This window comes from Pantoea sp. 18059 (assembly GCF_902706165.1).
Taxonomy (GTDB): Bacteria; Pseudomonadota; Gammaproteobacteria; order Enterobacterales; family Enterobacteriaceae; genus Pantoea; species Pantoea agglomerans.
The window spans coordinates 217,400-235,284 of record NZ_CACSJS010000003.1 but is presented as its reverse complement, the minus strand read 5'-3'; the positions used below and the strand labels follow the sequence as shown (position 1 = coordinate 235,284).

General features: G+C 56.0%; 15 protein-coding genes. 4 read left to right on the top strand and 11 right to left on the bottom strand.

Annotated features, from left to right (window positions below):
• Positions 1 to 148: 148 nt before the first annotated feature.
• Together GVJ63_RS10525 and GVJ63_RS10520 are read right to left on the bottom strand one after the other, a co-directional pair.
• Positions 149 to 370 (bottom strand): hypothetical protein, encoded by a 222-nt coding sequence (locus GVJ63_RS10525; protein ID WP_010247042.1) that lies wholly within the window; start codon positions 368 to 370, stop codon positions 149 to 151.
• Positions 371 to 664: 294 nt separating this feature from the next.
• On the bottom strand, positions 665 to 2,839 hold the full coding sequence (locus GVJ63_RS10520; RefSeq protein WP_159226929.1) for a TonB-dependent siderophore receptor: 2,175 nt from the start codon (positions 2,837 to 2,839) through the stop codon (positions 665 to 667).
• A gap of 307 nt (positions 2,840 to 3,146) precedes the next feature.
• Between GVJ63_RS10520 and GVJ63_RS10515 the strand changes: the two genes are divergently transcribed.
• Positions 3,147 to 4,253 (top strand): site-specific integrase, encoded by a 1,107-nt coding sequence (locus GVJ63_RS10515; RefSeq protein ID WP_159226827.1) that lies wholly within the window; start codon positions 3,147 to 3,149, stop codon positions 4,251 to 4,253.
• Between the two features lie 18 nt (positions 4,254 to 4,271).
• Here GVJ63_RS10515 and pagP read toward each other — a convergent pair whose 3' ends face one another.
• Complete coding sequence (gene pagP / locus GVJ63_RS10510) at positions 4,272 to 4,841, bottom strand: lipid IV(A) palmitoyltransferase PagP (RefSeq protein ID WP_159226826.1); 570 nt, start codon at positions 4,839 to 4,841, stop codon at positions 4,272 to 4,274.
• A gap of 444 nt (positions 4,842 to 5,285) precedes the next feature.
• Between pagP and fhuE the strand changes: the two genes are divergently transcribed.
• From fhuE to GVJ63_RS10495, 3 genes are all read left to right on the top strand, one after another.
• A complete protein-coding gene (gene fhuE, locus GVJ63_RS10505; protein WP_159226825.1) occupies positions 5,286 to 7,508 on the top strand; it encodes a ferric-rhodotorulic acid/ferric-coprogen receptor FhuE in 2,223 nt (740 codons plus the stop codon).
• Between the two features lie 357 nt (positions 7,509 to 7,865).
• Positions 7,866 to 8,177, top strand: a complete 312-nt coding sequence (locus GVJ63_RS10500; protein WP_157353127.1) for a type II toxin-antitoxin system HigB family toxin — start codon at positions 7,866 to 7,868, stop codon at positions 8,175 to 8,177.
• Positions 8,174 to 8,584, top strand: coding sequence for a type II toxin-antitoxin system HigA family antitoxin (locus GVJ63_RS10495; RefSeq protein ID WP_159226824.1), 411 nt, complete (start codon positions 8,174 to 8,176; stop codon positions 8,582 to 8,584). Before GVJ63_RS10500 ends, GVJ63_RS10495 begins: the two co-directional genes overlap by 4 nt.
• A 114-nt stretch (positions 8,585 to 8,698) precedes the next feature.
• Here GVJ63_RS10495 and GVJ63_RS10490 read toward each other — a convergent pair whose 3' ends face one another.
• Genes GVJ63_RS10490 through GVJ63_RS10455 form a run of 8 tightly spaced genes read right to left on the bottom strand, consistent with a single transcriptional unit; the run spans position 8,699 to position 17,860 of the window.
• Positions 8,699 to 9,544, bottom strand: a complete 846-nt coding sequence (locus tag GVJ63_RS10490; RefSeq protein ID WP_159226823.1) for a VOC family protein — start codon at positions 9,542 to 9,544, stop codon at positions 8,699 to 8,701.
• A 20-nt stretch (positions 9,545 to 9,564) separates the two neighbouring features.
• Positions 9,565 to 10,704 (bottom strand): amidohydrolase, encoded by a 1,140-nt coding sequence (locus tag GVJ63_RS10485; protein WP_022624362.1) that lies wholly within the window; start codon positions 10,702 to 10,704, stop codon positions 9,565 to 9,567.
• Positions 10,705 to 10,706: 2 nt separating this feature from the next.
• Positions 10,707 to 11,807: an alkylhydroperoxidase domain protein gene (locus GVJ63_RS10480; RefSeq protein ID WP_159226822.1), complete on the bottom strand. Its 1,101-nt coding sequence runs from the start codon at positions 11,805 to 11,807 to the stop codon at positions 10,707 to 10,709.
• Positions 11,804 to 12,811, bottom strand: a complete 1,008-nt coding sequence (locus GVJ63_RS10475) for a putative FMN-dependent luciferase-like monooxygenase (RefSeq protein ID WP_159226821.1) — start codon at positions 12,809 to 12,811, stop codon at positions 11,804 to 11,806. Before GVJ63_RS10475 ends, GVJ63_RS10480 begins: the two co-directional genes overlap by 4 nt.
• Positions 12,808 to 14,427, bottom strand: coding sequence for an ABC transporter ATP-binding protein (locus tag GVJ63_RS10470; protein WP_159226820.1), 1,620 nt, complete (start codon positions 14,425 to 14,427; stop codon positions 12,808 to 12,810). Before GVJ63_RS10470 ends, GVJ63_RS10475 begins: the two co-directional genes overlap by 4 nt.
• The gene (locus tag GVJ63_RS10465) at positions 14,424 to 15,275 is read right to left on the bottom strand and encodes an ABC transporter permease (RefSeq protein ID WP_159226819.1); all 852 of its coding nucleotides are present in this window, start codon (positions 15,273 to 15,275) and stop codon (positions 14,424 to 14,426) included. The genes GVJ63_RS10470 and GVJ63_RS10465 overlap by 4 nt, the downstream gene beginning before the upstream one ends.
• Positions 15,272 to 16,213 carry an ABC transporter permease gene (locus GVJ63_RS10460; RefSeq protein ID WP_159226818.1) on the bottom strand — a complete coding sequence of 314 codons (942 nt, stop codon included), beginning with the start codon at positions 16,211 to 16,213 and terminating at the stop codon, positions 15,272 to 15,274. Before GVJ63_RS10460 ends, GVJ63_RS10465 begins: the two co-directional genes overlap by 4 nt.
• A 12-nt stretch (positions 16,214 to 16,225) precedes the next feature.
• Positions 16,226 to 17,860 carry a TIGR04028 family ABC transporter substrate-binding protein gene (locus GVJ63_RS10455; protein WP_159226817.1) on the bottom strand — a complete coding sequence of 545 codons (1,635 nt, stop codon included), beginning with the start codon at positions 17,858 to 17,860 and terminating at the stop codon, positions 16,226 to 16,228.
• Positions 17,861 to 17,885: the final 25 nt, after the last annotated feature.

Sequence of the window (17,885 nt, the reverse complement as noted above, 5' to 3'; positions counted from 1 at the left end):
TCAAATAAATATAATTAGCATAACCGGCTGCCCTTAATTCGCCGTGCTTTTGTGAGTCAACAGACTCAGGATGCTCATCACTCAGCGATCACCGGACATCATCAATGCCCGGTAATCGGCTGATTTACATCGGTGCTACAACCTCAGCTTATTTCTGAGACTGTTGATTTTGCTCAGCCTCTTTCTGTTTTTTCTTCGCCATATGATGACCAACTGCGCAGCCCGCTGCGGCACCGGCCACACCATGATGAGCAACATGACCTGCGACGCCGCCTACTGCGGCTCCCTTAAGACAGCCCTGGGCATTAGCCTGTAAATTCACCGACAAAAACAGTCCGGTAGCAATAACGATAACTGATAATTTTTTCATCACTTAATATCCTGATAGTTAGTTATAGTTGCAGGTTGAACCCGACAGAGCATAGCCGCACTCTGGGGTGTTTCGCTGGCCGGGATACAGGAATCACGACATTAGTTACCTGTCGTTACGCTTTCCAGAGGGAATGTAAGTATTTAATGCCATACCCGTGAGCCAGATACTTTCCGGCTCGTTAAGCGGCAGCCAGAGATTAGCACTGAGAAGATAAATCGGGGGGAGTGTAAACAGGAGGTTTTTCGACGAAGACGAAAAAACAGCGCTTCCATCGGGAAGCGCTGCTGCAGATCAGAAGGACATTGTCAGCCCGGCATAATATGCGCGTCCCGGTTCGTTATAGGTTGATGCACCATCAGCTTCGCGATATAGCTGCTTATCCAGCAGGTTATTAATCCCGGCATTGGCACGCAGATTTTTGGTGATGTCATAATTAAAATTGACCCCAAATACTGAATAAGCGCCGACTTCGCGATTCGACATAGAATTGTTTTCTGTGCGGGATTCCGCATACTGGCGTGGTTTCTGACGACCATACATTGTCCAGTTCAGATTAGTGGAGAAATCCTGCGTCACCTGCCAGTCCAGCATTGTATTGATGGTGTATTCAGGAATAATCGACAGCGGATTGCCGGTCTTTTTATCCTTCGACTCGATCATATAAGTTGCGTTAGTCCGCCACTCCAGCTCGTCACTGACCAGCGGGATAGTGAAATTGCCTTCCAGACCTTCCACTACCGCTTTGCCGCCGTTACTCCATTGCAGGATATTGTTGCCATTTGAGGCGTAACCCAATACTTCCGTCCCTGAGACGATTTTGTTTTTATAGTCATTGCGGAACCAGGTGATACCCGCAACATAGCCATCCTGGCTGAACTCGATACCCAGCTCTTTATTTACGCTGACTTCAGGATCGAGATTTTCATTACCCAGCAGATAACAACTGCCACGGGTAACGTTGATTGGACAGCCATTTCCCCGCGTCGCCAGCAAATAGCCTTCGCTGGACTGATAAAGGTTAGGGGCTTTAAACGCACGGGCGATACCCGCTTTCAGGGTAAAACTTTCTCCCAGAGCCTGAGAAATATTGAGCGACGGACTCCAGTTCGCACCAAAGGTGTCGTGATAATCAAAACGCAGACCGGGGATCACTTCAGTGCTATCGGTCGCAGCAATATTATCTTCAAAATAGAGTGAGCTCAGCGTTGCGCTGTTTTTACTGTTGCGGCTGCCCGCATCACCACTGACACCGTCGATGGATACGCCAGGCGCACTGGTGCCGTTCATTGAATTTGGATCGTTCAGCTCATCACGGTTCCACTCGGCTCCCAGCGTAACGGTCTGTTCACGCAGCAGTTCCAGCGGGAAGCTGACTTCGCCTCCTGCCCGGTAACTTTCAAAGCGACTGGTTGAGAACGTGTTGCTGTTGATCCGGCCTTCGCCCGCACCCGCCGTGCCTTCATTCAGGCGGGTGTTATTGGTTTTTTCATAGTTAAAGGTGAGCTTAGATTGTCCCCAGTCCCAGATGCCATTATGCGCAAGGCCCCAGGTCTGACGATACAGACGGTTGGTTTCTGAACCATCGAGAGATTCGATCAAGGCATTACCGGCACCGTTGCTGTACTGGGTATCACCGGTATAAATGTTGCCCTGACGGCTGTATCCGTAGCTGAAATCCAGCACCTGTAATGGCGTGATCTTCCACGACAGCACGCTATTGATGTCTTTGTTGCGGACGCCTTCACGACCGGCGGCGCCGGAGCCATTGTGCGACTGGTTAATGTCGAAAGCATCGCTGTCGGTTTTGTTGATGTTGCCATAGAGCCGCATGGTCAGGGCATCGCCCGCCAGCGGACCACTCAGGTTAAAGTTAGCGCGGCGGGTTGCGCCTTCTTTATCATCTTCCGGCTGGTTAGTGTAGAGCGACAGCGATCCGCTCCAGTCATTGGTCGGGCGTTTGGTAATGATATTAACTACGCCACCGGCCGCGCCGGAACCGTAACGCGCTGCCGCCGGTCCACGAATCACTTCAATCCGTTCAACCATCTCTGGTGGTACCCAGTTTGAGTCACCGCGGGAATCGCGCTCGCCGCGCCAGCTATAACGCACCGAATTGCGCGAGGTGGTCGGCACACCATCGATCAGAATCAGCGTATTTTCCGGCCCCATGCCGCGAATATCGATCTGACGATTGTTGCCGCGTACGCCGTTGGCGCTGTTGCCGGTAAGGTTAACGCCTGGCATTTTACGGATAATGTCGGAAAGGTCGTTGACCGGCGGGTTTTTCTCAATGTCCTGCGAGGTGATCACCGAAACGCCAGGCTGCTGTTTCAGCTCCTGTTCAGCGGTGACCAGCATCGTCTCATCATCAGCCAGCTTTTCTGTCTCTTCCTGATTAGCGCCGTTAGCAGAGGTACTCAATAAACCGGCCAGCAGTAGCGCAACAGGGCGCTTATGGACACGCATGGTTACATTCACTTAGAAAATCTCCCTGAAGTATTAAGGCATGTAATCAAATGCGTATGATAATGATAATAGTTATCATTGTATATCGCGGTAAGCCACCTTTACATTCCATAACAATGGGCTATTTATTCGCCATAACCGTGACCAGAAGGGAGAAGTGACGTTAGTTTTACTTGTTGGTCATCACCCGAAAACTTCCTCAGATTTCATCAGAACGCGTCTTAATGACTCCAGACTTATTAGGTCTGGAGTCATAGATAAACAATGGATAGAATGGCCCGCTCTGCAGTGACAAACAGGTATAAATGTGACCCCAGATCTGACACAGATCCCTGCGCGTTCAGCCCACGTAGGCCGCCATGTACTGATCTGGCTGGAGCAGGTTAAAAAGGCTTCACTCAGCGAGCTGGATAATTTTGGCGATGAAGGCTCGGTAGAGCAGGTGATGAAGGTCTGGGTAAAACTCTCGCTGCTGATCAGTCGGCGGCGTCCTGAGATCGCCATCTCCTCATTGCTGAAACATGTCCTGCCGAACATCGGTTCGCAGCCACTCAAAACGCTGAACCGCTTACGCCTTAACCGGCTCTATAACATTCTGATCGCCGACGGTAAAAAAGAGGAGGCGCGGCGGGTGTTCGCGCTGACCAAACAATTTCTCGCCTGGGCAGAGATGCAGGGCTATCTCGATCATTCACCCATCGCTTCAATGAAAAAGCGTGATGTCGCGGGTCGCGCTACGCCGCCGCGCAGTCGGCAACTTACCGATGCAGAAATCTGGGTGTTCTGGCACGGGCTGGATAACTGGGCACTCTCGGAACAGGCGCGCTGGGCGCTGCGTTTATGCCTGGTCAGCGCCCGGCGGCCGGATGAAATTGTGCAGGCGCAGAAAGCGGAGTTCGATCTGCAATTAGGATTGTGGATGCAGGGTACGCGCAATAAGTCGCAGCGGGAGCATGTGCTGCCCATTTCAGGGCTGATGCGTCAGTGCATCGAAGCGTTGCTGCGCGCCGCCGATCCGGCCTCACCCTGGCTGGTGCCCGCGCCACGCGATCCGCAACAGCCGCTGTCAAAAGGCGCGCTGAATCAGGCACTTCGCCGGATGATCCGCGCTCCCCGTGGGCTGGGACTGGAGGCGTTTACCCCGCGCGATCTGCGCAGGACTGCGCGTTCAAAACTCTCAGCGCTCGACACGCCTAATGACGTCGCCCGAAAAATCATGAACCATGCGCTTGAAGGCATCGATCGGGTCTATGACACCCATGACTATCTGAGCCAGATGCGCAGCGCCATGAATATCTTTTCGGACGCGGTAGAGCAGATTATTGAATGCGAAAGCTTCCATCTCCTGCGTCATCGCTATGATGGCGAAACCCTCACGCTGGACGATCTCTCGCTCATGGCGATGTCACGCTAACGCTTATATCGGCAACTGTCAGAAGTGGTAGCGCAGCCAGGCAAAATAGACGTTACCGTTGTTATGGGTGCCGGGAATATAGGTCATCTGGAAATCGAGATCGCCATAGCCGACAGAGGCCAGCGGCAGTATCGCTGGCACCGGAATATAATCCCAGTTGTGCCGTGCGGTAAAGCCCGCCGTGTAACCCGCACCCCAGTGAAAATTCTGGTCGGCCAGCGGACGCCAGGTTGCCACCCAGCCATAGCCACCAAAGGGTTCCCATTTATTAAAGGAGTCCTTAAACGCCATTAAGTAGATGCCGTTCCAGTTCCCTTTTTCATCGTAGCGGGAGATACCTCCGCCCGCGCCCCAGGGTCTTTCATTATATTTATTGATATGTTCACGATCGTAAGTGGCACGGTTGTGCCAGGTAATCGCGGGCAGATAAAAGTCGTAACCTTCAGGCTGCTGCCAGGTTGTGGCGACTTTATCACTGAAATTATCCCAGCCCGCACTCACGCTCTCCACAAGTGTGGCGGAGTGGGCTGAAAAAACACTGAAAACGGTGGTCGTTATCAGCGCTTTAAGCATTGAAATTTTGCGCACGTACGAATTCCTGCAATATCTGGTGTTAAATAAGGTGATAAAAGATTTAAGGCAGATATTGTGGCATCAGGAGTGACAACTACAGTTCAATGAACGGCCATTACAGGATTTTATCTTTAACAAATAATGATGCAGCAGCCCTGTTGCTCTGACAAGTCAGCAGGCGTGCTGACCCTATAAACGCCTCCCTGTCTTTATCATCTTCCAGCCGTCTTTCACACGCAGACAATTCCCTGAAAAAATTCGTATTGTTTGCTAACAAAATCTTGCAATGATAATCGCAATGCGTATATTTCTCATTTGTTTTAGAAGTTTATCACACCCGCGCGCAGGCGCTCAGGGAAAGGTTTCTGGTTCCTCAAACCATAAGCAGGGCAGCGATGTCCGCAGGAAGCATGGTCGTGACAGTGGCAGCATAAAAACATAAAGATAATTGAGGAATTAATGAACGCTTTCGATCTTCAACACCCCAGGGCAACGGACACTTCTGCTCTGCAACGTCCATTCCGCTTCTCCTTGCTGGCTGTCATCGTCGCCTCGTCGCTGGCGCATAACGCTGCTCATGCCGCAGAGACCGGCGCACCCGCTGCCAGCGATAACCAGACTATGACGGTCAGCGCGTCAGCCGATGATGCCGTAGCCGCTTCGCCCGCCACTGATTACAGCGTACCGGTTACCCGTGCGGGCACTAAAATGCTGGGCACCGTACGTGATGTCCCGCAGTCAGTCAGCATCGTCAGTAAGCAGCGTATGGCCGATCAGCAACTCCAGTCACTGAATGATGTGCTCGCAAATACCACCGGTATTCGCGGTATCAGTGGTGATATGGATCGCACCAACTACTATGCGCGCGGCTTTATGATCGACAACTACATGGTCGATGGTATCCCTACTGCCTTTGCCGCTCGCTGGAACCTGGGTGATGCGCAGACCGATATGGCGCTCTATGAGCGCGTTGAAGTGGTGCGCGGAGCGACCGGTCTGTTAACCGGACCGGGCAATCCATCAGCTGCCATCAATATGGTGCGCAAACACGCCGACAGCAAAGAGTTCGGCGGCACCGTCTCCGCCAGTTACGGCAGCTGGAATAAGCAGCGTTATGTGGCCGATCTCTCGGCTCCGCTCAGTGACTCAGGCAATGTTCGTGGCCGGCTGATCGCGGGATGGCAGGATAACAACAGCTTCATAGAGCGCTATGGCGCCAAAAAAGAGTTCATCTATGGCGTGGTTGACGCTGACCTGACCGACTCTGCCACGCTTTCGGTCGGCTATGAATTCAGCCAGGTCAATACGGATTCCACCATGTGGGGTGGCGCGCCGCGCTGGTACACAGACGGCACGCAGATACATACCCGACGCGGCTACAACACCGCACCTGACTGGGCCTACAACGATAAAGAGAACCGTAAAGTCTTTGTGAACCTGAAACAGGACTTCGATAACGGCTGGAACATCACGCTGAACGGCGCGCACAACGAGATGCGCCTCGACAGTAAGCAGATCTATCTTGATGGCTATTTCGATCGTAACACCGGGGCGGGCGTCTCTTCGTATGCCAACTATCCGGTGGTAGGCGGGACCGGTTACAACACCGGTAAACGCAAAGTGGATGCCGTTGATGCCTTCGCCAGCGGTCCTTATGAATTGCTGGGTCGTCAGCATGAGCTGATGGTCGGCGTCAATTACACCCGCCAGGATAACAAGTACTTCAGTACCTTTGAGAATATCTCATCAGAGTCGCTGGGCAACTATAACGAGTTTAACGGTCAGTATCCGGAATCGGCCTGGACGCCGCGTCTGCCTGCCAGCGATACCCAACTGGTTCGCCAGAAATCGACTTATATGGCGACCCGTCTGTCGCTCGCCGATCCGCTGCACTTGATTATCGGTGCCCGTTACACCAACTGGAACCGTGAAACGCCTGGTGGTGAAATGGAAGAAAATAACACCACCCCTTACGGCGGATTGATTTATGACTTCGCTGAAAACTGGTCGGCTTACGCCAGCTATACCTCGGTGTTCCAGCCACAGGACTATCGCGATGCCAGCGGCGCTTTCCTGTCGCCCGTTATCGGCAAAAACTACGAGGCAGGCCTGAAATCTGACTGGATGGATAGTCGCTTCACCACCTCGATTTCGGTGTTCCGCACCGAGCTGGATAATGTCGGTGAAGCAACCACTCAGACGGTTCAGGGGTCAGGTGATGTCGCGTACATTGGCCGTAAAGGCGTGGTGAGTCGTGGCGTGGAGTTTGAAGTCAACGGCGCATTGACCGACAACTGGCAGATGACCCTGGGCGGCACGCGCTACATTGCGGAAAACCGCGATGGCAGCACCTTTAACCCGCAACTGCCGCAGACCAGCTTTAACCTGTTCAGCAGTTATCGCCTGCCGACATTGCAGCAGCTGACGCTGGGTGGCGGTGTGAACTGGCAGACACATATCTGGAATGATGTCGGTGGCCCGGAAGGCAATGGCACCTGGCGTGCCCGTCAGGGCAGCTATGCGCTGGTTGATCTCTTCGCCCGTTATCAGGTGAACAAAAATCTGTCGCTGCAGGGCAACCTCAATAACCTCTTCGACAAAGAGTATGACACTAACGTGGCCAGCTCCGTAGTCTACGGCGAACCGCGTAATTTCTCAGTGACCGCCAGCTACACTTTCTGATTTGTGTCGTTGTAAAGCCTGTGAAAAACGCCTCAGTAGAGGCGTTTTTTTATTTCAAATCAGAGTGCAATTATTTATATCACCTCAGTTGGCGAAACTTGTGGTGAATAAGTCTTCATTGCATAGGCAGTGTTGTTAGCAGACATCAGATCACAATATTGCTCTTACATTTAGGTTATTACCAGAGATAACCGGTCATCCAAACCACGTGCCGATTATGCCTTAATCACCGTTTTACATTAGTTTTTGCCGTATTTTCTCTACTGAGTACGCAAATTTAACATGTTTCCATCTTGTCAACATGGCTGGATTGTGACAGGATGGTTTCCATAATGGAAACAGTCAGGAGCCAATGGAATGCATGTTATTTCACGTGTGCCGTTTGATGAGGCGGCCAGAAAATATCCTAATGCAGCGGCCGCACTTAATCTGCTTTATCGCCATCTCAGGCAAGGCGATTTCAGTGGTCCTGACGATCTTAAAGCGCTTTATGCAAGCCTTGATCGTATGAAATATCGTGCTAAATGGTGGGTCATCGACGTGAGTGGCAACCAGTTGCGCGTGATGTTCTTCGCGGATTTTGAGCGAAGTAAAATCTTTATTAAGCATATCTGCACGCACGCTGAGTACGACAAGCTTGTTAAAAAATATCGGGAGGTTACCGGATGAATACTGAAGCTATCAGGCTGTCAAATGAGCTCGCTGAAGCGGTACCGCTGCTGGCTGGCAGCAGCCAGCGCGAGGATTATGAAGAAGCACTGAAACTGGTCGAATATCTGATTGAACATGAGCCGGATAATCCGCTGGTTGACCTGCTTTGCGCGCGCATTGCTGACTATGAAGATAAAGATCCGGAGCTGGCCGAATTTAATGCACGTCAAAATGAAATCAGCACAGGCCCCGGCATTCTGCGCGTGCTTATTGAGCAACACAATCTTAGCCTGAGCGACTTCGAAAATGAGATCGGTAAAAAATCGCTGGTTAGCCGAATCCTCAGCGGCGAACGTCAGTTGACTGTGTCGCATATCCGGGCATTATGCGCCCGGTTTGGCCTGTCGCCATCTCTGTTTTTCTGATTTAAGCGTGCTGCGATGGACTATTAAGATTCGATAAGTCTTTATATTTTATCGGTCCGTGCTCTGAAGAAACGCCTCACTTGAGGCGTTTTTCATCACCTCCTGAATCTGCACTCAGGTAAAACGCAGTGCCAGGTTAAAACCTTCTGCCGACTCCACCACAATCGCCTCGGGCTGCTCCTGAAAGGCAATTTCACCCTTCACCAGCGCGCGTTTCACAAGGTCGAGATCTTCCGTCTCAAAACCCAGCGCGACCATCCGGGCTCTGCCATCATAGTCTTCCGGCAGCGGGCCAAATCGCTGCTGCGCATAGTCTGCCGAAGCAAAGCGTACCGTGGCGGCACCCGCGCGCAGGACAAAGGCGCCTTCGGGACAGGCGAGCACCTTAGCAGCCCCAAACAGGCGGCTATAGACCAGGGCTGAAAGCGCCGGATCCTGCGCGACAATCACAAACTCACTGATATTACGCACGCCGTTGGGGTGACGCTGCCATGTCGGCTGCCATACCGCTTCGGGCGTCAGATGCTGGCAAAAAAAGCTGCGGCCATTGGGTACCAGCGAAGTGCGAATCCGTACGGTCCTAAAGTGCGCTTCACTTACCGAACCGTCGGGCAGGGTAACCGGACGATGAAAAGCCGCTGGCGGATCGCCATCCAGATCCTGCCGTTGCAGATGCTGAAACTCACTCTCTGCATCGCTGCTTTTCCACACCAGACCGCTCAATCCCAGCGGCGACTGCCAGAGATCGGCGCGCTGGCTCCCTTTGCCCGTCTCATAGCCCAGCAGTTCCAGGTAGTTCTCACCAAAAATAGCCAGGTGATTACTCGATCCCAGCGAGTGATGACCCCGTTCAGTGAGCTGAAAGCCGAGCCTTCGGAAGCGCGCGCTGGCGCTGTCGAGCTGGTCGGCCACGTTAATCACAGCATGATCAAGAATCGGTTGTGGAACCTGAACTGACATAGCAGCACTCCTTTTTTTCGTCATTGCGCCGCCACAATCTGCAACGCGCGCGGCACCAGCTGCGTGAAGTAGTCCACCGCCGGGCCAATCAACGCTTCATCAGGATCGAAGGCGGCGTGATGCAGACCAAATTCGCTGGCACTGCCGATGCTGACAAATGCCCCCGGCACCTGCTGCAGATAGAAGGCAAAATCTTCTCCGCCCATCTGCGGCGACTCAGCGTGCTCCGCGAGATAGCCACTCTGTTGGGCAACGTCCAGAGCAACATCCACCCAGCCTGGCGTGTTAATCAGGGCCGGCGGTCCTTCAGTCCACTCCAGTTCGGCGGTCGCACCAAACCCGGCGGCAATACCCTGAATCAGGGATCGCATTCGGTGCGGGATCTGCGCCCGAATTTCGCCGTTGTGGGTGCGCACGGTGCCCTCCAGCTCAACGCTTTGTGGCAGCACGTTCCAGGTATTTCCGGCGGTAAAGCGCGTCACGCTCAGCACCACCGTTTCCAGCGAGCTGAATACCCGGCTCGGCAGGGTCTGCAGAGCCGTTACGATATGGCTGGCAATCACAATCGAATCGATGCCCTCCTGCGGTCGTGCGGCATGGGCGCCTTTGCCCTCAATGCGGATAACAAAGCGGTCTACGTTGGCATAAAACGCACCCGCCCGACTACGCAGCGTGCCCAGCGGCAGGTCGGGCGCGTTGTGCAGGCCGAATATCGCCTGAACGCCTTCCAGCGCACCGGCATCAATCAGTTGACGTGCGCCATTAAAGGTCTCTTCAGCGGGCTGAAACAGAATCCGTACCCGGCCTTGCAGCGTGTCTTCCTGCTGTTTCAGCTGCAACGCCACGCCGAGCATCACGGCGCTGTGAACGTCGTGACCACAGGCGTGCATAACGCCCGGCTGCTGTGATCGCCACGGGCGTTCGGTGGTTTCTTCAATCGGTAACGCATCGATATCCGCGCGCAGGGCGATCAGGGGTTCGCCATGACCGATTTCTGCCACGACGCCGGTTTTCAGCCCCAGCGGCAACAGCCGGATCCCGGCCTGCTCCAGCCAGCGGGTAATACGTTCCGTGGTGGCAAATTCATGATTCGAAAGTTCCGGATGCTGATGCAGTTCGCGACGCCACTGCACCAGTTGGTCGGTTAAAGGCAAAGTCATGATTATCCCTGTTGTTCCGGCAGAAAAGGTTCGCCCAGCGTCAGCATCAGGCGATTAGCCCAGGCAAAAAAGGCGGTTGATTGAATCAGATCGAGCAGGGCGAGCGTATCCAGACCCTGTTCACGCAGTGCAGAGAGCTGCGACTGTGTCGGCTGGGCAGGTGTCAGCGACAGTGCTGCTGAGAATGCGATGATCGCCTGCCAGCGCGCGGTGTGTCCGTGAGATAACACCGCGCCGGGTGCGACATTCAGCAGCTTCTGTACCGCTTCATCCTGCTTTGAGAGCTGGCTGGCTTTACGCGCATGGACTGAGGCGCAGTAAATGCAGCCGTTGACCTTACTCACCACGGTGGCAGCCAGTTCGCGCTCGGCACGTGGCAGCCCTCCTGCGGTATAAAAAATGCCTTTATCGGTCAGGGTGCGCTGCTCCAGCAACGGCAGATTGCGCGCCAGCAGGCGAAAATAGTCGGAGTGGGTGTGACCGAATTTTGCCAGTGTCGCCTGCTCTTCCTCGCTGAATTCCGACAGCGGTTTTGCCGGCAGCCAGGGCTCCCAGCCGAGTTCCTGTTGCGTAAACGCGGTCAGGGCAGTTTTGCCGCTGGCGGTATGTAAGGCCTCGTGCCAGTGACCGGCGACTACCGGGGCAACCTCACCCGACGCCTCATCGCCCTGTAAGCTGCGCAGACCCGCCAGCAACCGGCTCTGAAAACTGACAAACGCCACCAGCTGTGCCAGTGTGACAATGCCGCGCAGGCTCCAGCCCGCCTGTTTCAAAGTCTCCAGATGCGCGGGAGCAGCAGTAACCGGCTCAAAGGTCAGGCGATGGGCAAAAGCCTGTGCCGCGTTGATCCGATCACTCCCGGCCAGACTCTCCTGTGGCTGGTAGTGCGCCTGCAGGCCGGGTTGTGCATGCCAGCCGGCAACCTGAGCGGCCAGCAGACGGCGCTCCGCCAGCGGAAAATCTTCATCACCCTGGCTAAACAACAGGGTGTAGCTACCCTGAGCATGTTGTGTGGCGGCGTGACGTGTCTGGCGCGCATGGGCCAGTTCGGAATCGGGATCGATATCTGCCAGTGTGGCAATCAAATCGTCAGGTTGATTCATGAAATTCTCCTGTGAGGTTCGCCAACGGCACGAAGCGCGGGCGCAAGATGTTGGGCAATCAGTTCAATCGAGCGCAGCGTGTCGGCATGCGAAGGCTCAACCGAATGCACCTGAAATGAGATGTCAGTGACGCGCGCCAGTGCGCTGTCCTGCGCCAGCGAGTGCTGCACCTGATCGATGCCGCCAACATGGGCATCAAACTGCGCCAGCAGGTCATCAAAGCGTTCACCGCGTAATTCGCCACGATACTGCGCAGCCTGCTGACGAATTCCCGGTTCAGCTACCTGACGGGCATAGCGGTCAGAATCGGCCACGAATGCGGTACGGGAGGCGAGGATGCGCGGAGTGGTTCCCGCAGGAAGTGCCGCAAGATAGGCATCGATCAGCGGATTCTGCAATGCATCCAGCGGCAGCTCAGGCTGGCCCGCCGGACGCGGCTGGGTGCGGGACAGCATCAGGCCATGGCCGCCCTGAGCGGCACGGATCGCGCCCTCAACCGAGAAGGTGGCGATCCACACCCGTCCGGCAAGCTGCGGCGCGGCGGGATAGAGATGATTATCAGGATGCCCCAGTGAATCCCCGCGCCAGGCACTGAGCAGCGTATGCAGATGGTCGGCAAAAGCGGCACCGCGCTCGGCAAAGGTCAGACCAAACGGCAAAAACGAATCCGGCGTGCCACCGGAGCCCAGCCCGATCTCCAGCCGCCCATCTGCCAGCAGATCCAGTACTGCGGCATCTTCAGCCACCCGCAGCGCATTTTCCATTGGCAGGGTGATGATGGCGGTGCCGAGCCGGATGGTGCGGGTCTGCGCGGCGACATGCGCCAGGAAGAGCAGCGGCGACGGCAGACCACCCTCATCCTGATGAAAATGGTGCTGAGCAATCCACGCATTATCAAATCCGCAGCGTTCGGCATGCTGGATCTGTTCGGTGGCCAGCTGATAGCGCTGTTTCGCCGGCACCTTATCCAGCAGCCGGGTAAAAAATCCGAGACGTCGGCTCATGCTGACTCCTTGTGGGTTAAGGGAATAAGCGGAGGAATGGCAGCCATTAATTCCCGGGTATAAGGATGCTGTGGCGCACTGAAAATCGTGACAACGTCACCTTGCTCTGCGACTTCGCCCGCTTTTAACACCGTGACGCTGTCGGCAATCTGTCGCACCGTCGCCAGGTCGTGCGTGATAAACAGATAGGTCAGACCCAGTTCGGCTTGGAGCTGTTGCAACAGGTCGAGGATTTGCGCCTGCACCGTGACATCCAGCGCCGAGGTCGCCTCATCCAGTACCAGAATCTCCGGCTTGCAGATCAGTGCCCGGGCAAGAGCCACACGCTGCCGCTGACCGCCGGAAAGTTCGTGAGGTTGACGTGACAGAAGAGAGAGCGGCAGCGCCACCCGCGTGGTCATCCCTTCTACGCGCTCACGGCGCTGACTGCGGCTCAGTCGCTCAAAATTACGCAGTGGCTCTTCAATAATTGCATATAGCGTCTGACGCGGATCGAGCGAGGCAAATGGGTTCTGATAGACAAACTGGATCTTCCGCCGCAGCTGACGCAGCGCCTCGCCGCGTAATCCGTTGACCACGATGCCATCCAGCGTCACCTCGCCGCTGTCTGCGGTTTCAAAACCCATAACGATGCGCGCCAGCGTGGTTTTGCCTGAGCCGGATTCGCCTACCAGTGCATGGGTAGTGCCGCGCGCCACCTGAAAGCTGACCTGGTTCAGCGCCTGCAAACGCTGCTGTTTGCCCAGCGAAAAGCTTTTCATCACGCCGGTTGCCCGGATGGCGGGGGCAGAAAAACGGGCGGTTGCAGATTTAACTCTGGCGGGTCGCTGTGGTGCCGCATCATTCAGTAACTGACGGGTATAAGGATGAGCAGGCGCGCTGATAACCTGTTCAGTGCGGCCCGATTCCTGAATCTCGCCGTGACGAAACACGATAATACGATCTGCGCGTTGCGCCGCCAGCGCCAGGTCGTGGGTGACAAACAGCACGGCGGTGCGGGATTCCTGCCGCAGGTTGTCCAGCAGATCGAGAATGCGCTTTTGCACCGTGACATCCAGCGCGCTGGTCGGCTCATCCGCAATAATGATCTCCGGCTGCAGGGCGAGAGCAATGGCGATCAATACCCGCTGCTTCATGCCACCCGACAGCTGATGCGGATACTGCTTAACCCGCTGTTCCGGATGGCTAAGGCCGACGCGATTCAGCAGGTCAACCACCCGCTGCTGGCGCTGCGCTGACGGTAATTTCAGGTGCAGTCGCAGGATCTCTTCCACCTGTTCGCCGACCGTTTTCACCGGGTTCAGTGAATTACCGGGATCCTGCGGCACCAGACTGATGCGCGCCCCGCGCAGGGTATCGAAGCGCTTTTGCGACCACTGACTGATATCCACGCCGTTGAGCAGGATTTCGCCCCCTTCGCGGCGGCCATTTTCCGCCATCAGACCCATTATCGCCTGTGCGGTAGTGGTTTTACCGGAGCCGGACTCCCCGACCAGCGCCACCATCTCACCGGGCTGCAGCTCGAAGCTGACATTATGTACCACCGGCTGCCAACGGTTGCCGCTGCGATAGCTTAGCGTCAGATTGTTGACCGCGAGTAACGGCTGAGCGCTCATCGGCGTCCTCCTGAAAGTTGCTGGCTGATGCGGTTGGCTGCGAGCACCACAGCGACCACCACCACACCAGGAAAAGTGGTCAGCCACCAGGCGGTAGCCAGATAATTACGCCCTTCAGCGATTAACAGACCCCATTCCGGCACCGGCGGCGGGGTGCCGTAGCCAAGGAAACTCAGAGTCGACAGCGCCAGAATCGCCTGACCAAATTGCAGGGCGGCATAGGCGATCACCGGCGTCAGCGCATTGGGCAGAATGTGACGCCACAGCACGCTGAAAAAGCGGCCGCCACTGCCGTAAGCCGCTTCGACATACTCGCTGTGACGGATGCGTACCACTTCGGCGCGTGCCAGTCGGGCGAAGCTGGCGATGGAGGCGATGCCCACCGCTAATGCGGCATTCAGGGTGCCGAAGCCGAGTAAAATCAGCACGCTCAGAGAGAGCAGCAGCGCCGGAATCGCCAGCAGGACATCCACTGCGCGCATCACAATTGATTCAGTTTTGCCACCGATAGCCCCTGCCACCAGACTCAGCGCGGTACCTGCCAGCAGTCCGATCGCCACCGCCATGACGGCGGCGGAGAGCGAATGGGACGCGCCGTAAACGATGCGGGCAAAAAGATCGCGGCCGAGCTGATCGGTGCCGAGCCAGTGTCCGGCCTGCGGAGCGAGTCGCTGTGCACCCGCAATTCCTTCAATCGGGCTGGCCTGGGTAAAGAGGGCCGGGAACAGGGCTGCCAGTACGGCCAGCAGCATGACTGAAACGGCGAGCCACAGGCCCGGCGAGAACTGTAAAGTGCGCATCTTTGCCGCCACGGGTTGCCGCGCAGCAGCGTAATCAACCAGACTCATGTTGCACCTCGTAACAGCTGTAAGCGCGGGTCAAAGAGCGGCATCAGCAGATCCACCAGCAGGTTGATCACCACAAAACCCAGCGCGGAGATCATCACCACCGCCTGCAACACCGCCACATCCTGATTGTTCACCGCCTGCTGCGTCAGCTGTCCCAGACCACCCAGGCCAAACACCGTTTCGGTGATCAGCGCACCGGCAATCAGTTCTCCCAGCAGCAGGCCCGCCACGGTGAGCACCGGCAGCATGGCGTTGCGCAGGATGTGCCGCCACAGCACAGAGTGCTCGCTGGCCCCTTTGGCGCGCGCCACCGCCACAAAAGGCCGGGTTGAGACCTCATCGATGCTGCGCAACAGAATCTGAGCCAGCGGCGCTGAGATCGGAACGGCGACCGTAATAATGGGCAGAACCAGTCCCTGCCACGGTGAGGGATTGATTACCGGGATCCAGCGCAGCTGGAATGAGAAGAGCTGAATCAGGGCTATGCCGAGCCAGAAGGTCGGCACTGAGATAAACAGCGCGGGCAGTGACTGCAGCAGATTACGCAGGCCGCGCAGGGCAGGCAGCCGCGACAGTGTCGCCAGCACGAATGCCAGCAGTGTCGCCAGCAAAAAGCCGCACAGGGCCAGTCGCAGCGTGCCAGGCAGATTGCTGGTCAGCAGTTCACTGACCGGCACGCCCGCCTGCACCGAATAGCCGAAGTCGCCGTGCAGCATCGCCACCAGCGTGTGCAGATATTGCTGCCACAGCGGGCTGTCCGCGCCATAGGCCTGACGCATCTCAGCAATCTGCTGCGGACTCAGGCCGAGATCCGGATTCTGAAATTTGATCAGGACCGCATCGCCTGGCAGCACCTGCAGCAGCACAAACGACAGGGTAAACGCGGCCCACAGGACCAATACCCCCAGGCCAGCGCGTTGCAGCAGATAATGACGCATCCTCACCTCCGGTTACTGTTTTTCCAGCCAGGCGCCATAGAGTGCCGGACGGCCCACCGCTTCAAAACTGACCCCTTTCAGCCAGGGCGCACCGGCATAGACCTGCGGCTCTTCGAAGATCGGAATCACATAGGCCTGGTCCAGCAGATAACGCTGAACGTCACCGGTCAGCTGTAAACGTTTTGCCGGGTCAACTTCAGCGGAGATGGCGACCAGCAGCTGGTTCAGCTTGTCATCGCGGAAGTTTTTCACTTTGTCGCTGGAGCCGCCTTTCTGCAGCAGGTTGTCGCGGTTAGCCGGGTAGAAGCTGCTTTTGATCACGTCGGGATCGGCGCGGCCGACTTCAGTGACGTTCAGCGGGGTCTTAAGGGGGTCGAGGTTATCCAGCGTTTTGCTGCCGGCATCGCCCGCTTTAACGCTGAGGGCGACGCCCGCCTGGCGCCACTGCTGCGCCACCAGTTGCAGCACCTCTTTGTTTTGCGGCTGCGGCAGTGATTCATAGACGGTTAGCGCCAGTCGCTGGCCAGCTTTTTCACGGATGCCATCGGCACCCGGTTGCCAGCCCGCCTGGTCCAGCAATGCCTTCGCTTTTGCCAGATCAAAAGTGAGTTTGTCCGCCAGATTGACGTAGCCGGCGGCGGTGGTCGCCACGACCGAGGTTGCCTGCGGATAGTTCGGCGAGAAGAGCGTCTCAACCACCTGTTTGGCATTGGTGGCGTGCAGCAGCGCCTGACGCACCCGGATATCGCTGACCAGCGGATTATCCGGACGGAAGCTGAGGCTGTCGTTTACGCCACGGGTAGGCGCGGCATAAACCGGGAAGTTCTGATCTTTAGCCTGCTTCTCGTCGTAGGCCTGCACCTGACGGATCAGGCCTGCCTGGCCCGCCAGCAGTGCACCGATACGCACGCTGTCTTCCGGCGTCACGATCACTTTTATCGCATCCAGATTGGCCGGACCTTGCTGCTGAATGTTTTTCGGTCCCCACTGATAATCTTTACGCGCTACCAGATCCACCTCCCGACCGAGCTTCTCATCACTGACCACAAACGGGCCGGAGCCGACAATGTGACGCGCATCGCCCAGCTGATCGAAACTGCGCGCCAGGGTACTCAGCGAGACCAGGCCAGAGCCAATGGTGGCGGTGCCCTGTAAAAATCCGGGCGAGGGTTTTTTAAAATAGAATTTCACCGTCAGCGGGTCGATCACTTCGCTGCGTTCATAGTTATTAATCACTTCCGATACCGGCAGGCGCAGCGCTTTATTTCCCAGCCCGTAGGTATCAAAGTTTTTCGCCACCGCGTTCGCATCTAATGGTGTGCCATCGGAAAAAGTCACGCCAGGCCGTAATTTAAAGGTGTATTCGGTTTTGTCGGCGTTGGTAGTCCAGCTTTCTGCAATCCAGGGTTCAACCTGCAGCGTTTCGGGATTCTGCCAGGTTAATTTATCGGTGATCTGATTGAGAATGCCGCCATTAGGGTAAAAGCCGCCGGCAGGCGGATAGAGGTTGGTATGTGCCTGCTGTTCAAGATAAATCAGCGTACCGCCTTTGACCGGTGCAGCCACCGCGTTAAAGGTCAGAGTCCCGGCAAGTAAAGTAAAAACCAGCGTTTGTGCGCGTGGTTTAAGGGGAAATAACGTCTTCATGGTGAATTCCTTTGTTATCAATTGC

Excerpts from the sequence above, each read along its gene's own strand:
- GVJ63_RS10480 (WP_159226822.1), bottom strand. The coding sequence starts at position 11,807 with ATGAATCAACCTGACGATTTGATTGCCACACTGGCAGATATCGATCCC.
- GVJ63_RS10460 (WP_159226818.1), bottom strand. The coding sequence starts at position 16,213 with ATGCGTCATTATCTGCTGCAACGCGCTGGCCTGGGGGTATTGGTCCTG.
- GVJ63_RS10470 (WP_159226820.1), bottom strand. The coding sequence starts at position 14,427 with ATGAGCGCTCAGCCGTTACTCGCGGTCAACAATCTGACGCTAAGCTAT.
- GVJ63_RS10475 (WP_159226821.1), bottom strand. The coding sequence starts at position 12,811 with ATGAGCCGACGTCTCGGATTTTTTACCCGGCTGCTGGATAAGGTGCCG.
- fhuE (WP_159226825.1), top strand. The coding sequence starts at position 5,286 with ATGAACGCTTTCGATCTTCAACACCCCAGGGCAACGGACACTTCTGCT.
- GVJ63_RS10500 (WP_157353127.1), top strand. The coding sequence starts at position 7,866 with ATGCATGTTATTTCACGTGTGCCGTTTGATGAGGCGGCCAGAAAATAT.
- GVJ63_RS10490 (WP_159226823.1), bottom strand. The coding sequence starts at position 9,544 with ATGTCAGTTCAGGTTCCACAACCGATTCTTGATCATGCTGTGATTAAC.
- GVJ63_RS10525 (WP_010247042.1), bottom strand. The coding sequence starts at position 370 with ATGAAAAAATTATCAGTTATCGTTATTGCTACCGGACTGTTTTTGTCG.
- GVJ63_RS10455 (WP_159226817.1), bottom strand. The coding sequence starts at position 17,860 with ATGAAGACGTTATTTCCCCTTAAACCACGCGCACAAACGCTGGTTTTT.
- GVJ63_RS10465 (WP_159226819.1), bottom strand. The coding sequence starts at position 15,275 with ATGAGTCTGGTTGATTACGCTGCTGCGCGGCAACCCGTGGCGGCAAAG.
- GVJ63_RS10520 (WP_159226929.1), bottom strand. The coding sequence starts at position 2,839 with ATGCGTGTCCATAAGCGCCCTGTTGCGCTACTGCTGGCCGGTTTATTG.
- GVJ63_RS10485 (WP_022624362.1), bottom strand. The coding sequence starts at position 10,704 with ATGACTTTGCCTTTAACCGACCAACTGGTGCAGTGGCGTCGCGAACTG.
- GVJ63_RS10495 (WP_159226824.1), top strand. The coding sequence starts at position 8,174 with ATGAATACTGAAGCTATCAGGCTGTCAAATGAGCTCGCTGAAGCGGTA.